Below are 15102 nucleotides of genomic sequence, written 5' to 3' on the forward strand. Positions count from 1 at the left end.
CGTTGCCCGCCGATCAATTCTCCACTCGCGGCCAGGGGTAGAAGGCCAGGTGGATGAGCAGCACCACGAGTCCGGCGAGCAGGATCGCGGCGACCGGGTGCGCGCGGCGCTCCAGATAGCCGATGGTGCGAAACAGTGTGGGGAACGGGACGTCTCGGCTGAAGACCATGGCCAGCACGCTGGGCAGGATCACCCACATCAGGGCGATCAAGCCGTAGAGGACGTACGCGCCCAGGTACGAGTGCGGGTGCATGCCGCGGTCGGTGATGGCGAACAGGACACCGAAGGCATAGGTGGCGAATGCCGCCGTCAGATAGCCCGCGCCCAGCAGCGTGATCACCGAATCCGTTTTGGTGACACGGCCGTTCACGGTGATGGTGCGCCCCGCCACCTGTCGCACGACGGGTTCGGGCGCGACGGTCAGTTGCGGCACCGCGTAATAGGCGAGCAGCACGATCACCGACACCACGATCAGCCGCACGAACGAATGCTGGGTCTCCAGATGCCCGACAGTGTTCGAAATGGTCGGCCAGCCGGCCAGTCCGAACACCGAGGCCAGCTCCGACACCGCGATGGCCAGTGCCGCCAGGCCCCACATGCAATAGCCCCAGAATTCCACCGAGCGACCCGCCGTCGTCGCAACAGCCTCGGGTCCGACATCCTCCGTCATGCTTGCCGTTGTATCACCAAAACAGGTGCCTACCTGCGGTCATGCACAGTCGATGCCAGGTTGTCACGGCTCCGACATCTGCCAGAACCGGCAGGTCGGTTCGGATGTGCCCCAGTAGATTAGGCAAGGGGTCATCCCAAGTAGCGGCCGTACCAATCGATGACGCGCCGCCAGGCTTCGGCCGCCGCGGTGGGCTGGTAGCGGGGGCCGGTGTCATTGAAGAAGGCGTGGTCGGCATTGTCGGCGACGTAGCTCTCGTGGGGCAGGCCCGCCTGGTCCAACGCTGCTTCGGCGGCGGGCCGGGACGCGTCGACTCGGGCATCGAGAGCGCCGTAGACCGCCAGGACCGCGGCCTTGGAGCCGGTGACCTGGCCACCGTCGGGGAAGGGGCCGTAGAAGGGGGTGGCGGCGGCCAGTTCGGGCGTGCCGGAGGTGAGCAGCAGCCAGGTCAGGCCGCCCCCGAAGCAGAAACCGGTGGCGCCCAGCCGTTTTCCGGGCACCCGGCGGCCCAGTTCGGTCAGGCCGGCGCGCAGGTCGGCGACGAAGCGGTCCTGGGGAATCTTGCTCAGGGCCGCGGTGGCGGCGGCCTGATCGGTGAAGGTGGCGGTGCCGCCCTCCTCGGAGAGCAGATCCACCGCCAGCGCCGAATACCCGGCGCCCGCGAAACGGCCTGTCACCGAACGGATGTGATCGGTCAGGCCGCGGTTCTCGTGGATGACCAGGACCCCGCCTCGGGGCTGGGCGGCCTCGGCCCAGGCGGCCTGCAAGGTGCGGCCCTCGGGTCCGGGGAAGGTGATGGGCGTGGCCGCTACCGCGTTCGCGGTACCGGGCGGCGGAGACGACGGGCTCGCGGACGAGCCAGCGGCGGTGGTCGTGGTGGGAGCCGACTGCTGGGCCGACTCGGCGCAGGAGGCCAGCAGCGCCACCGCGGCCGGCGCCCCCATCCCGAGCAGACCCAGCCGCCGCAGCGCCTCGCGGCGGCTGAGCAGGCCCTCGACGTGGTCGGTGGCGATTTCCTCTGCGATATAGCGCTGCAGCGGCGTCATGCCCTCAGCCTAGGCCGACGGACCCGTTCCGGTCCCGAGGAGAACGCTGTGGAAATGCTCGAGGCCCCGAGTGTTCACCCCGGGACGGCAGGTCACCGGTAGGCGGTGATGTCGAACGCGCCGTTGCTGCGGCGGAACGACTCGGCGGAGTCGGGCCACAGCAGCGTCACCCGCCCGGTCTGCTCGTCGCGGTACCAGCTGGTGCAGCGCCCCTGGGTCCAGACGGTGTCGCGGGCGCGTTCCTCGATGTCGCGCATGGAGGAGTGCACCGCCTCGGGGGTGACCTCCAGGACCGTCTCCGGGCTGGTGGCGAGGTGGTCGAAAGCGCTGAGCACATAGTCGATCTGGGTTTCGATCACGTAGATCGCGGAGTTGTGGCCCAGTGCCGAGTTCGGTCCGTCCAGCACGTACATGTTGGGGAAGCCGTCGACCGCGGTCGAGGCGTGCGCGGCCATGCCGTTGCTCCAGCGCTCGGACAGCAGCGAGGTGCGGCCCCGGATGTGCTTGGCGATGGACGGGCGGGTGGCGTTGAACCCGGTCGCGAAGACCAGCACTTCCAGGTCGTAGACCTGCTCGCTGGCTGCGATGGCCAAGCCGTCGCTGATCCGGGTCAGTTCGGTCGGTTCCAGGGTGACGCTGTCCAGCTGCAGGGACGCGTAGTAGTCGTCGGAGAACAGGATCCGCTTGCAGCCGATCTCGTAGTCCGGGGTCAGCTGTTGCCGCAGCCGCGGGTCGCGGACCTGGGTCGCCAGATGGTCGAGCGCGCGGCGGCTGAGCAGATCGATCTCGGGGTGGCGGCGCCGGCGGGCGGCGATGCTGAGTTCCGCCTCGGCGAACAGTTCGTCCCGCAGCGCGGTGATGGTGCCCGGGTCGGCGGCGAAATCGGCCAGCTCGTCGGGGGTGTAGAAGCGGTCGCCGCGGGGCAGCACGTAGGGGGCCGAGCGCTGGAACACCACGACCTCGCTGGCCTCGCTCGCCAGCCGCGGCAGGATCTGCACCGCGGACGCGCCGGTGCCCACCAGTCCTACGCGCTTCCCGACCAGGGAGACCTTCGGGTTCCACCGCGCCGAATGCCAACGGCGGCCGCGGAATTCGGCCAGGTTCTGGACGGGAGGGATCTTGGGCTCGGTCAGCCGCCCGGTGGCGATGACGAGATTGGCGGCCGAGAACTCGCCCTGCGCGGTCCGCACCAGCCAGCGCCCGTCGGCTTCGCTCCATTCCGCGTGTTCCAGTGCGCAATTCAGGCGCAGATACGGTTCCAGCCGCTCCTGCCGGATGCACGAGCGCAGGTAGTCGTGGATCTCCGCGCCCTCCGCGAACACCCGCGACCAGTGCGGGTTCGGCAGGAACGAGAAGGAATAGAGGTGGGCCGGAATATCGCAGGCCACACCGGGATAGCGGTTGTCGCGCCAGGTGCCGCCCACGTCCTCGGCCTGTTCGATGATCACGAACGATTCCCGGCCGCGACGGGCCAGCTGAATGCCCATGCCGATACCGGCGAATCCCGCGCCGACGATCAGGACGTCGACCTGTTCGGGGCGGTTGTGTGCGTGTGCCGCAGTGGAATTCGGAGCCATGGCGTCAGATCCGGCCGTATTGGGTGGTGCGCTGACGCAGTGAGCGGCCGTGTTCGGCGGCGATCTGCTCGACGTCGGCGACGGTGAGGGTCCGCCCGGCTTCGGGACCGGATTCCGGGGCGAGCCGGCCGTCGAGCAGCAGGCCGCCGAAATCGTTTGCGCCACAGTGCAGCAGCTCGACCGCTGCGGTCACGCCCAGCCGCGGCCAGGCCGCCTGGATATTGTCGATGCGCCCGTGCAGCAGCAGCCGCGCGACGGCGTGGATCGCCCGGGACTGCCGCCGGAGTCGTTCCGGGACGGCGGGCGTGCGGAATCCGGCGGCGGCGGTGACCGGATCCATCGGCATGGCGATGAATTCGGTGAAGCCGCCGGTGCGGTCCTGGATGTCGGCGAGCAGTCGCAGGTGGGCGATCTGCTGCGCCGGCGTCTCGAGGTGCCCGTACACCATGGTCGCGGTGGAGGTCAGGCCCGCGCGATGCGCCGCCTCGATCACCTCGACCCAGGTGCGCACCGGCAGATCCGGTCCACCCCGGAGCCGGGCGCGGACCTCGTCGTCGAGAATGCGGGCGCCGGTCCCGGGTACCGAACCGAGCCCGGAAGCCTTGGCCCGCACCAGAAATTCCGGCAGCGGCACCCCGAGCCGGGCCGCGCCGTCGAGCAGTTCCTCGGGGCGGAAGGCATGCAGATGCAGGGGAGCGCTGTCGGCGATCGCGGCGATCAACGCCAGGTAGTCGTCATCGCTGTCCGCGGGCAGTGGTCCCTGCATGCAGATCTCGGTGGCGCCGAGCTGGTGAGCCTCGGCGACCAGCGCGGCGAGCCGCTCGCGCGCGGCCGAGCCCGACACCGCGGCGGTGTCCAGATTCCGGTTCACGACGAAGGTCAGCGCATCGCCGACGGTCCGCTCCCGCAGCCCGTCCGCCAGCCCGCACAGCCGCTCCAGTTCGGCCCCGTCGGCCGCCAGCAACGCGAGATATCCCGGGTCCGGCAATCCCGCCGGGTCCCGCTCCGCCTCGGCCAGCCATTCCCGCACCTGACCCACATCGGGCAAGCCGACTTCGGCGACACCACCATCCACGATCGCCACGATACCGCCGCCGCTTCGAGCCGCTACCCCGCCTGCGGATCGGCCGGGATCGAGCCGGTCCGCGGGCGAGGCCGGGTCAGCTCGCGATCGAGGCGGTGTAGCCGAGTGCGGTGATGGCGGCGACGATGTCGGCGGCGCTGGTGCGGGCGGGGTCGAAGTCGACGTCGGCGCGGGCTTTCTTCACCGAGGTCCGGCTGGCGCGGACGCCCGGCAGCTCCTCGACGGTGTCGTCGACCAGCAGCGCGCAGCTGCCGCAGTGCATGCCGTCGATCCGGAAAACGTGTGTGGCCATGAGGGTTTCGGTCCTTGTCAGTCGATGGTGATGGTGCCGGAGTACATGCCCATGCCGCACGTGTAGTCGAGTCGCCCGGGCTGCAGGACGCCGAGTTCGATGCGCGTCTCCCCGGTCGCCGGCAGGATCTTCTGCATCCCGAGGTCGCGGATGACGAGCGCGCGGATACAGCCCTGCGTGTGGTCGGTGCGCACCACCAGTGTGGTCGGCAGACCAGCCTTGACCTGCACATTGGCGGGTGAATAGGAACTGCTGCGGGCGGTGATCGTCACGGTCTGCGCCCCGGCGTCGACGGTTGTCGCGGTGGTGTCGGCAGCGGGCGGTGTGGCGCCCAAGGTCTGAGCGATCCGACTGGCAGCCAGCCGTGATCCGGCCAATTCGAGGCCGCCGTTGAGGGTGTAGAGACCCATGCCGAGCACCACCACCCCGGTGGCCAGTGCGAGTCGCCCGCGCCAGACGGTGGCCGCGACCCGAGCGGCGTAGCCGAGCAGCGCGAACAGCGGCCCGGTGCCGAGCACGAAGATCGCCATGGTGGCCGCGCCTTCGACCGGTGACCCGGAGGCCAGCGCCAGCGCCTCGACCGAGAGGGTGACTCCGCAGGGGAGCAGGACGGTGAGCAGGCCGAGGATGGCCGGGGCCAGCGCGGTCCGCATGCGAGCACCGGTGCGGACCAGCCGCATCCAGGACGCGGGCGGTTCGACGACGATGCTCCGGAAGCCCGGCACGCCCAGCTGTGCGAGCCCGAAGACCACGATCAGCAGTCCCGCGCCGATCTGCAGCCAGGTTCGGGTGTCGACCGACAACTGCGCGGCGCCGCCGACCGCGCCGAGCAGCGCGCCCAGCAGGGTGTGGGAGACCAGCTTTCCGCTCAGGAAGCCGCCGACGGGGAGGAGATCGTCACCGAGTCGAGTCAAGCCGCGCGATGCGGGGTGATCCGTGGTGGTCGCGCCGAGCGCCCGCTGGCGGGTGATCACGCCGGTGAGCAGACCGCCTTGCACAGCGGCACAGGAGACGCCGCCGGCGAACAAGCCGGTGACGAGGACAGGGGTGAGGTTCATGAAAGGAACTCCTGCGTAAGAAGATACGGATGAGACCGATGCGCTCCCCGGCGTCGGGGAGGCAGGCAGGGTCACCGGTTCACCAGGAGGCGAGAACCGGTGCGGGTCGGTCTATGTCCGCAGCACGCAGAGTTCGGCGAGGCTGAGCGGGCGCGGCAGCGCGGCGATCAGCCGATGCGTGGGTGTCGGGAGCGAGGTCCGAATCCAGGGCCTGAACGCGTGGAGATATCGGAGTGCCAGCACCGAAAGCAGCGCCAAGAACATTGCCAGGCAGGCCATTCCGATACCGGGGCCTGAGGCTTGCGGATGATCGCGCAGAGCCGGAGCGTCCACGGCGGTATCGCTGGTGACCGCACCGGGTGCCTCGGCGACGAAAGCGCTCGACGCGTCGGTGCCGTGGGAATCGAGCCGGTCCATGCTCGGTCCGGCGGGTTGCCCGGCCGAGTCGCCGGTGAGCCCGACCGCCATCGGCATGTCCGGTGTCATGGGCATGCCCACGGCCATCCCCGCCGTGCAGTGCGCGTTCTGCAACAGCAGCATCCCGAGCAGTGCCGCCAGCACCACGAGCAGCCGGGACAGGCTGTCTCGGGGATGGGGTGCGGCGATCACGTCGGCGATGGTAGCGACAGATTCCGACCGGCGGCATACGCGGTGATGGCACGCGTTCGGCCCGGCGCCGCGGGGCGGCGACCGGGCCGGTCAACGTGGTCGGAGGATCAGGCGGCGGTTTCCTGGCCGATGCTGACATTGCCGAAGGAGGTGTGCGCGAAGACCTGGACGACGTCCTGCGGCTGGTCGACGGCGGCCAGCCGGTTCTGCACCGAGCCGCTCTTGGTGTTGGACTCCAGCTGGGCGGCGCTGCCCGGCTTGATGCCGACGCTGAGGTCGCCCATGGAGGTTTCCAGGCGCAGCACGCCGCGGGCGGCCTCGGTGATGTGGATGTCGCCCTTGGCGACCTTCGCGGTCACCGAGCCCTGCGGGCGCTCGACGGTGATGTCGCCGGCGGACACCTCCAGCTCGCATTCGCCGAGGCCGCCGGCGCCGCGCAGGCTGCCCAGGCCGACGGTGCCGGTGAGGCGGGATCCGGCGGGGACGGCGATGGTTACCGCGATGGTCCCGACGGTGGTGAACGGGTTGTGGGCGCGCCAGCCGGTGGGGGTCTGCACGGTGAGGACGCCGTCGATGAAGTCGATGCGGACCTGCTCGGCGGCGCGCACGTCCTCTTTCTTGGCGGCGTTCGCGGGCCGGACGTCGACGGTGGTGTCGGTGCGGTCGGAGGCGTTGACGGTGACGTTTCCGGCGGCCACGGCGACGGCGACGGCGATCGGGGCGGGGGTCTCGAAGGCGGTCATGATGTGCTCCTCTGTCTGCAATTCCGGGGTGGAACCTCGCTGATGAGAGCTACTTTGATCGCCCCCGCTGACAGCGGGCTGACGCCGGCCTGACACGTCGGCTGACACACGTTCGGCCCTGGTCGCGGGTTGACGGCACAATGGTCCGGTGCAGATCAGGATGCTTGGACCGCTCGAGATCCGAACCGAGGACGGTGGATCGCTGGACGTGCCGGGTGTCCGGTTGCGGGCGTTGTTGATCGCGCTCGCGCTCGAACCCGGCCGCGCGGTCGCCAAAACCACGCTGGTCGACTGGATCTGGGGTGAGCGCCCGCCGGCCGACGCGGCGAACGCGCTGCAGGCGCTGGTCTCCCGGCTGCGAAAGGTGCTGCCGGACGGGGTGATCGACGTGCAGCCCGGCGGCTACCGGCTGGCCGTGGAGCCGCGCGCCGTGGACGCCGTCCGGTTCGAGCAGCTGCTGGAGGCGGCCCGCGGCGGCGCGGAGGCGCAGCGGGCGCAGCCCTTGCGCGAGGCCCTGGAACTGTGGCGCGGCGCGCCGTTGCAGGACATCGGCGCCCAGGAGAACGCGGCCATCGACGCGGTGATCACCCGCTTCGAGGGCCTGCGTCTGGCCGCCGCCGAGGATCTCTACGAAACCGAGATCCGCCTCGGCCGGGGCGCGGCCCTGGTCGCCGAACTGACCGAGCTGGTGGACCGGAACCCGGTGCGGGAGCGGCTCGCCGACGCGCTGATGCGCGCGCTCGCCGCCGCCGGCCGGGGCGCGGAAGCGCTGACCGTCTACCAGCGGACCCGCGAGGCCCTCGCCGACGAGCTGGGCGTGGACCCCTCGCCGGAACTGTCCGCACTGCATGTGGCGCTGCTGCGCGGCGAGGTGGGCGCGCAGCGTGAGGAGGACCGCCGCACCAACCTGCGGGCCGAGCTGACCAGCTTCGTCGGCAAGCGCGCCGATATCGCCGCGGTGCGCGAACTCGTTGCGGCCCACCGGCTCACGACGGTGACCGGGCCGGGCGGCTCCGGCAAGACCCGGCTGGCCACCGAGACCGGGCGCGCCCTGCTCGCCGAGCTGCCGGACGGGGCGTGGCTGGTGGAGCTGGCCGCCACCGGCGTGAGCGGCGACCTCGCGCAGTCCGCGCTGGCCGCGCTCGGTCTGCGGGACGCGCTGCTCGGCGGGGCGCCCAACGCGGAACCCATCGACCGGCTCATCGCGGCCGTCCGCGAGCGCGACATGCTGTTGATCCTGGACAACTGCGAGCACGTGATCGAGTCCGCGGCCGCCTTCGCCCACCGCATGCTCGGCGAGTGCCGGCGGCTGCGGATCCTGGCCACCAGCCGGGAACCGCTGGGCATCACGGGCGAGGCGCTGTGGCAGGTGGAGCCGCTGGCCCTGCCCGCCGGGAACGCGGATGCCGCGGAGATCGAATCCTCCCCGGCCGTGCAGCTGCTGCGCGACCGGGCGAGCGCGGTGCGCAAGGACCTCGCCTCCGATGCCCGCTCGCTGGCGACCATGGCCCGGGTGTGCCGGGCGCTGGACGGGATCCCGCTGGCTATCGAATTGGCCGCGGCGCGGTTGCGCACCATGTCGCTCGAGCAGCTGGCCGACCGCCTCGACGACCGGTTCCGGCTGCTGACCGGCGGCAGCCGCACCGCGATCCCGCAGCACCGCACCCTGCGCGCGGTGGTCGACTGGAGTTGGGAGCTGCTCACCGACGCCGAGCGCCGGGTGTTGCGCCGGCTCGCCGTGTTCTCCGGCGGCGCGAGTCTGGAAGCGGCCGAACAGGTTTGCGCGGCCACCGAGTTCGGTGCGGACGCCGCGGTCGAGCAGTGGGAGGTGCTCGAGCTGCTGACCGCGCTGACCGAGAAGTCGCTGCTGCGCACCGCCGGTGACGACGAGCCGCGCTATCGCATGCTCGACACCATCAAGCAGTACGCCCACGATCGGCTGGCGGAGGCGGGGGAGGCCGACGCCGCGCGCCGGGCGCACCTGGCCTACGTCACCGGTTTGGCCGCGACCGCGGAACCGCATCTGCGCCGCGCCGAACAGGTGCAGTGGCTGGCGGTCCTGGACGCCGAGCACGACAACATCGCGGCCGCCATGCGCGGCGCGCTCGCCGCCGGTGACGCGCCCGGCGCCTTGGGGCTGGCCGCGGCCGCCGGCTGGTACTGGTGGCTGAGTGGGCACAAGGCCGAGGGCCTGGAATTCGTCAGCGCCGCTGCGGCTCTGACCGACGAGACGGTGGACGCCGAGACCCGGGCCACCGTATACGGGCTGGTCGTGCACTTCGTGACCTCCGGGCCCGGCGACCAGCATCAGGTGGAGGAGTGGATCCACAAGGCGAGCCGGGTCAGTCAGGGCATTCGCACCAGTCATCCGGCGCTGGCCTTCCTGGCCGCGCTGGAGCGAATGTTGCAGGGGCCGGACCAGTTTCTGCCCGCGTTCGAAGCGCTGCTCGATGACGACGACCCGTGGGTGCGGGCCCTGGCCCGGTTGCAGACCGGCAAGTTGCGGGTGGTGCTCGGTGAGGATGGGGAGGAGGCGGACGAGCAGCTGGAGCTGGCGCTGGCCGAGTTCCGGGCCATCGGTGAGCGCTGGGGGATGTCGTTCGCGTTGACCGAGCTGGCCGATCGGATCGCCATGCGCGGCGAATTCGGCCGGGCGTGCGCGTATTTCGAACAGGCCGTGGCGGCCGCCACCGAGGTCGGCGCGATCGAGGACGCCGTCCGGATGCGTGCCCGCCAGGCCCAGTTGTATTGGCTGCTGGGTGATTTCGATGCCAGTGCGGTCGCGCTGGCCGAGGCGCAGCGGTACGCAGATCAGGCGGCCTGGCCGAGCGGTCTGGCCGAGCTGGCTTTGGTGAAAGCGGAATTGGCGCGCTGGAACGGTGACGGCGCGGAGACCAGGCGCCAGATCGCCGTCGCTACCGCGATGCTGGGCGAGGAGGTGGGGCAGCCGTTCATGAGCGCGTTGATCCACGATCTGCGCGGCTATCTGGCCGAGGATCCGGCCGAGGCCAGAACCGAACGCGCCGCGGCCTTCGCGGCGGCGACCGCCGGCGGGCACGCGCCGCTGCTGGCCCGGATCATCGTGGGCATCGCGGATCTGGCGTTGCGGGACGGTCAGGACGAGCAGGCGGTGCGGCTGCTGGCGGCCGGGGACGCGGTGCGCGGACTGGCCGATCGCTCGCATCCGGATGTGGCCCGGATCGAGCAGACGACACGAAGCCGCCTCGGTGAAGACGGCTTCACCGAGGCGGCGGGGGAGGGGACGCGGGCGGACTGGCACGAGCTGGCCCAGGTCACGCTCGCTTGCTGAACGTGGCTCGCGACCACAGGTATCCGACGATGGCGAACCCGGCGCACCAGGCCAGCGCGGCGGCGGTGTAGCCGCCCGACGGGTGACCGGTCAGGAAGCCGCGCAGGGATTCGATGATCGGGGTGAAGGGCTGGTACTGGGCGAACTGGCGGACGCCCTGGCCCATCTGCTCGGCCGGCACGATCGCGCTGCTGACGAAGGGCAGCATGATCAGCGGCACCACCGACATGCCCGCCGACTCCGGGGTCTTGGCCGCCATGCCGAGCGCAACGGTGAGCCAGGAGGCCGCGAACGAGGTCGCCACCATGACGCCGATCGCGCCGAGCCATTCGGTGGCCGAGGCCGGGGAGCGGAAGCCGAGCGTGAGGGCGACGCCGAGCACGGCGGCGATGGCGATCAGGTTGGTGAGCATGGTCGCCGCCACGTGCCCGGTCAGCACCGCGCCGCGGGAGACGTCCATGACCTTGAACCGGTTGATGATGCCCTTGGCCATGTCGGAGCTGACCGACACCGCGGTGCCGGAGAGCCCGTAGCTGATGGCCAGCAGGATCATGCCGGGTGTCGAGTAGTTGATGTAGTCCTCGCCGACGTTGAACGCGCTGCCGAACACGTAGACGAAGATCAGCAGCATCATCACCGGCATCAGCGCGGCGTTGAAGATGGCGACCGGGTTGCGGGCGATGTGTTTGAAGTTGCGGCGCAACATGATCGCGGAGTCGCCGAGCGAGGCGGACAGCCCGCCCGCGGCGGAAGTGCCGGCGGCGGTGGTGGTCTCGGTGGAAGTGATGGTGCTCATGCTGCGTCGGCCTCCGTGGTGGCGTGCCCGGTCAGGGCAAGGAAAACATCGTCGAGATCGGGGGTGTGGATGGAAACGTCCTCGGCCTCGACCGAGTGGTCGGCGAGCCGGTTCAGCAAGGCGCGCAGGGCATTCGAGCCGCCGTCGCCCGGCACCTGCAGGGTCAGGGCCTCGGGGTCGGGGGTGCTGCCGGGCAGGATCCGGGCGGCCGCGTCCAGCTGCGCGCTGTCGCGGAAGCGGAGCTGCAGGTAGCTGCCGGGCACCCGGCGCTTGAGGTCGTCGGGTGTGCCCTCGGCGACGATGCGGCCGCCGTCGAGCACCGCGATCCGGTCGGCGAGCTGGTCGGCTTCCTCGAGGTACTGGGTGGTGAGGAAAATGGTGACGCCGTCGGAGGTCAGTTCCCGCACGATGTCCCACATGGTGCGCCGGCTGCGCGGGTCCAGTCCGGTGGTCGGCTCGTCCAGGAAGACGATGTCCGGCTTGGTCACCAGGGTCATGGCCAGGTCCAGCTTGCGGCGCATGCCACCGGAGTAGGTCGAGGCCGGTTTGCGCGCCGACTCGGTCAGTTCGAATCGATCCAGCAGCGCTGCCACCACCCGCTTGCTCTCGTTGCCGCGCAGCCGGTGCAGGTCGGCCATCAGCCGCAGGTTCTCCTCGCCGGTGAGCAGGTCGTCGACCGCCGCGAACTGGCCGGTGACGCCGATCGCGGCGCGCACCGCCCGGGTCTGGGTGGCGATGTCGTACCCGGCGACGCGGGCGATGCCGCCGTCCGCCTTCAGCAGGGTGGTGAGCACGTTGACCGTCGTCGTCTTGCCCGCCCCGTTGGGGCCGAGCAGCGAGAAGATGGTGCCCGAGCCGATGTTCAGATCGATGCCATCGAGGATCGTCTTGTCCCCGTACGCCTTCCGCAGCCCCGAAGCCGCGATCGCTGTGTCGTTCATGAGAGGAACTTTCGACCCCTCGCCTGACACCGGCCTGATGCCGACCTGACACGGCCCCTGACATCCCTGATATGGGCTTGGACACGGCATCCGACCTGCGTTTACCGGCGGCGGCGGGTCGACGGGACTACCGTTCACCCATGGCAAGCAGGGACATCGTGGTGACCGTCGGCGAGGACGACTGGCTCACCCTCAGCGATGCCGCCGAATGCGCGGGAATGAGCGTGGCGGCATACGTGACCTGGGGCGTTCGCGTCCTGGCGTTCCAGGCCCGCCCGGGCGGCGCCACGCGCCGGGCGGGCGCGACCCCCGCGGCGGCCCGCCGCGCGACCCGGATCACCGACGAAACCGAGTCGGTGGCCTGAACCGAGACCTTCTCCGAACGGCTCTCCCACCGAGCCGACCGCTTCCGCGACTCGACGATCATCCCGGACGAGCGGTGACCATCGGGTAGCTGGACTGCTCTGCTCGGCGGGTTTCGCTTCGGAAACACCTCATCTCCGTGTATTAATGCGCCCGAATCTCGGTGTTACCGTAAATTTGCTGATGCGAAGGAGTTGGTGGATGGGGTCGTCGCTGTCCGACGCGCGCGCCCGAATCCCGCTGTAAGGAGCGTTATGGCACCGAAGTTCGCAGGCAAGATCGAGCACGACATCCGGAATTCGACCCCCGACTGGGCGCCGTATCTGGAGCCGTCCGCGCCCGAGGGCGCACCGAACGTGCTCTACATCGTGTGGGACGACATGGGATACGGCTCCTGGGACTTGTTCGGCGGCATGATCGAGATGCCGAACATGAAGCGCCTGGCCGACACCGGGGTGCGCTTCACCCAGTTCCACACCACCGCACTGTGTTCCCCGACGCGAGCCTCGTTGCTGACCGGCCGGTCGCCGGGCTCGAACGGCATGACGGTCATCGGTGAGATGGCCGACGGCTTCCCCAACGCCTCCTGCGTGATTCCCCGGGAGAACGGCTTCATCTCCGAAGTGCTGCGGGAGCACGGCTACAACACCATGGCCGTCGGCAAGTGGCACCTGTCCCCGGCGACGGAGATGTCGCTGGGTGCGGCCAAACGGACCTGGCCGCTGGGCCGCGGCTTCGACCGCTTCTACGGGTTCCTCGGCGGCCTGACCGATCAGTGGTACCCGGACCTGTGGTACGACAACCATCAGATCGACGCTCCTGCAACGCCTTCGGAGGGCTACCACCTGTCGAAGGATCTGACCGATCACGCCATCGAGTTCATCTCCGATTCGCTGGCTACCGCGCCCGACAAGCCGTGGATGATGTACTTCTGCCCCGGCGCCTGCCACGCCCCGCACCACGTCTTCAAGGAGTGGTCCGACCGCTACCGCGGCAAGTTCGACATGGGCTATGAGGAATACCGGCGCATCGTGCTGGCCCAGCAGAAGAAGCTGGGACTGCTCCCCGAAGACATCGAACTGCCCGACATCAACCCGCTCGGCCAGGAGAAGAGCGCGGACGGGAGCCCGTGGCCGGAGTCCGACATCGTGAAGGCTTGGGATGAGTTGTCCGATGCCGAGCAGAAGCTGTTCGTCCGCCAGGCCGAGGTGTTCGCCGGATACGCCTCCTACACCGACGATCAGGTGGGGCGGCTGCTGGACTACCTCGAGCAGACGGGTCAGCTCGAGAACACCATCATCATCGCGCTGTCCGACAACGGCGGTTCCGCCGAGGGCGGCCAGGCGGGCTCGGTCAACGAGAACCGCTGGTACAACGGAGTTCCCGAGAATGTCGAAGAGAACCTGAAGGTCCTCGACGAACTCGGCACCGAGTCCACCCACCCGCACTACTCCAACGGCTGGGCGATGGCGTTCAATACGCCGTTCAAGATGTACAAGACCAATGCGGCCTGGGAGGGCGGCACCGCCGACCCGATGGTCATCTCCTGGCCGCGCGGGCTGAGCGCCCACGGCCAGGTCCGCCACCAGTACATCCACGCCATGGATCTGGTCCCGACGCTCTACGAGCTGATCGGCATTCCGCAGCCGGAGACGGTGGCCTCGGTGCCGCAGAGCCCGATCGAGGGCGTCAGCATGGCCGCGATCCTGCGCGATGATTCCGCTCCGTCGCCCAAGCACACCCAGTTCTTCTCCATGTTCGGGACCCGCGCCATCTGGCGCGACGGCTGGCAGGCCAATACGGTGCACGCGCCCGCGCCCAGCGGCTGGTCGCACTTCGACGACGACAAGTGGTGCCTGTACCACCTCGACTCCGACCGCAACCAGATGCAGGACCGCGCCGGCGAAAAGCCGGAACTGCTGGCGGAATTGAAGCAGGTGTGGGAGGACGAGGCCCGCATCTACAACGGCTACCCGCTCGAGGACCGCACCGTCGCCGACTTTGCCGGGATGGAACAGCCCAGCGTGTCCGGTAAGACCGGGCGCATGGTGCTGTTCCCCGGCGGCTCCGAGGTGCCCGAACGGTCGTTCCCCATCGTCGGCCGCTCCTTCTCGCTGACCGCCACGCTGGACGTCACCGAACCGAAGGCGGAGGGCGTCATCTTCGCGGGCGGTGGCCGATTCGGCGGCCACGCCCTGTATCTGATGGACGGCGTTCTGCACTACGTCTACAACTGGCTGGGTGAGCTGGAGCAGAAGATCGTCGCGTCCAAGCCGCTGACCGTCGGAAAAACCGTGGTGGGCATGGACTTCCGTAAGGAGGGCGTCGACGGTCCGTCCCCGACCGGCACCGCGACCCTCTACATCGCCGACGACGCGGTGGCCTCGGACAAGATCAAGGTCCAGCCCGCCTACTTCTCACTTTCGGGTGAGGGTTCCAACGTCGGACGCGACCGCGGCCAACCCGTCTCCTCCGACTACGCCGCACCCTTCGCGCTGACCGGCGCGACCATCGGCAATGTCGTGGTCACCGCCGGAACCGACGTCTCCCTCGACTACGAACGCGAGATGAAGGCCGACTTCCAGCGCGACTGAGAACGGGCCTGTCGACCCG

13 protein-coding genes are annotated in these 15102 nt (G+C 69.8%); 3 read left to right on the plus strand and 10 right to left on the minus strand.

Annotation, left to right across the window (positions count from 1 at the left end):
* Positions 1-13: 13 nt before the first annotated feature.
* From ACYVKL_RS09095 to ACYVKL_RS09130, 8 genes are all read right to left on the minus strand, one after another.
* Complete coding sequence (locus tag ACYVKL_RS09095; RefSeq protein WP_379168291.1) at positions 14-670, minus strand: hypothetical protein; 657 nt, start codon at positions 668-670, stop codon at positions 14-16.
* Between the two features lie 131 nt (positions 671-801).
* A complete protein-coding gene (locus ACYVKL_RS09100; RefSeq protein WP_379168293.1) occupies positions 802-1716 on the minus strand; it encodes a dienelactone hydrolase family protein in 915 nt (304 codons plus the stop codon).
* Positions 1717-1808: 92 nt separating this feature from the next.
* Positions 1809-3293, minus strand: a complete 1485-nt coding sequence (locus ACYVKL_RS09105) for a flavin-containing monooxygenase (protein ID WP_379168295.1) — start codon at positions 3291-3293, stop codon at positions 1809-1811.
* A gap of 4 nt (positions 3294-3297) precedes the next feature.
* The gene (locus ACYVKL_RS09110) at positions 3298-4368 is read right to left on the minus strand and encodes an FO synthase (RefSeq protein WP_379168297.1); all 1071 of its coding nucleotides are present in this window, start codon (positions 4366-4368) and stop codon (positions 3298-3300) included.
* Between the two features lie 85 nt (positions 4369-4453).
* Positions 4454-4669 (minus strand): heavy-metal-associated domain-containing protein, encoded by a 216-nt coding sequence (locus tag ACYVKL_RS09115; RefSeq protein ID WP_379168299.1) that lies wholly within the window; start codon positions 4667-4669, stop codon positions 4454-4456.
* 17 nt (positions 4670-4686) lie between these two features.
* On the minus strand, positions 4687-5727 hold the full coding sequence (locus tag ACYVKL_RS09120) for an urease accessory protein UreH domain-containing protein (RefSeq protein WP_379168301.1): 1041 nt from the start codon (positions 5725-5727) through the stop codon (positions 4687-4689).
* Positions 5728-5838: 111 nt separating this feature from the next.
* The gene (locus ACYVKL_RS09125) at positions 5839-6336 is read right to left on the minus strand and encodes a hypothetical protein (RefSeq protein ID WP_379168303.1); all 498 of its coding nucleotides are present in this window, start codon (positions 6334-6336) and stop codon (positions 5839-5841) included.
* 107 nt (positions 6337-6443) lie between these two features.
* Positions 6444-7079 carry a DUF4097 family beta strand repeat-containing protein gene (locus ACYVKL_RS09130; RefSeq protein ID WP_357198147.1) on the minus strand — a complete coding sequence of 212 codons (636 nt, stop codon included), beginning with the start codon at positions 7077-7079 and terminating at the stop codon, positions 6444-6446.
* A 148-nt stretch (positions 7080-7227) separates the two neighbouring features.
* On the opposite strand from ACYVKL_RS09130, the gene ACYVKL_RS09135 reads away from it, so the two are divergent.
* Complete coding sequence (locus ACYVKL_RS09135; protein WP_379168305.1) at positions 7228-10389, plus strand: ATP-binding protein; 3162 nt, start codon at positions 7228-7230, stop codon at positions 10387-10389.
* On the opposite strand, the gene ACYVKL_RS09140 is transcribed toward ACYVKL_RS09135, so the two are convergent.
* Complete coding sequence (locus ACYVKL_RS09140; RefSeq protein ID WP_379168307.1) at positions 10373-11185, minus strand: ABC transporter permease; 813 nt, start codon at positions 11183-11185, stop codon at positions 10373-10375. The genes ACYVKL_RS09135 and ACYVKL_RS09140 overlap by 17 nt on opposite strands.
* On the minus strand, positions 11182-12126 hold the full coding sequence (locus ACYVKL_RS09145; RefSeq protein WP_379168309.1) for an ATP-binding cassette domain-containing protein: 945 nt from the start codon (positions 12124-12126) through the stop codon (positions 11182-11184). The genes ACYVKL_RS09140 and ACYVKL_RS09145 overlap by 4 nt, the downstream gene beginning before the upstream one ends.
* A gap of 140 nt (positions 12127-12266) precedes the next feature.
* Here ACYVKL_RS09145 and ACYVKL_RS09150 point away from each other — a divergent pair, with 140 nt between their 5' ends.
* Positions 12267-12491, plus strand: a complete 225-nt coding sequence (locus ACYVKL_RS09150) for a hypothetical protein (RefSeq protein WP_379168311.1) — start codon at positions 12267-12269, stop codon at positions 12489-12491.
* A gap of 252 nt (positions 12492-12743) precedes the next feature.
* The gene (locus ACYVKL_RS09155; protein WP_379168313.1) at positions 12744-15083 is read left to right on the plus strand and encodes an arylsulfatase; all 2340 of its coding nucleotides are present in this window, start codon (positions 12744-12746) and stop codon (positions 15081-15083) included.
* The last annotated feature ends 19 nt before the right edge of the window (positions 15084-15102 follow it).

The organism is Nocardia tengchongensis, assembly GCF_054781395.1.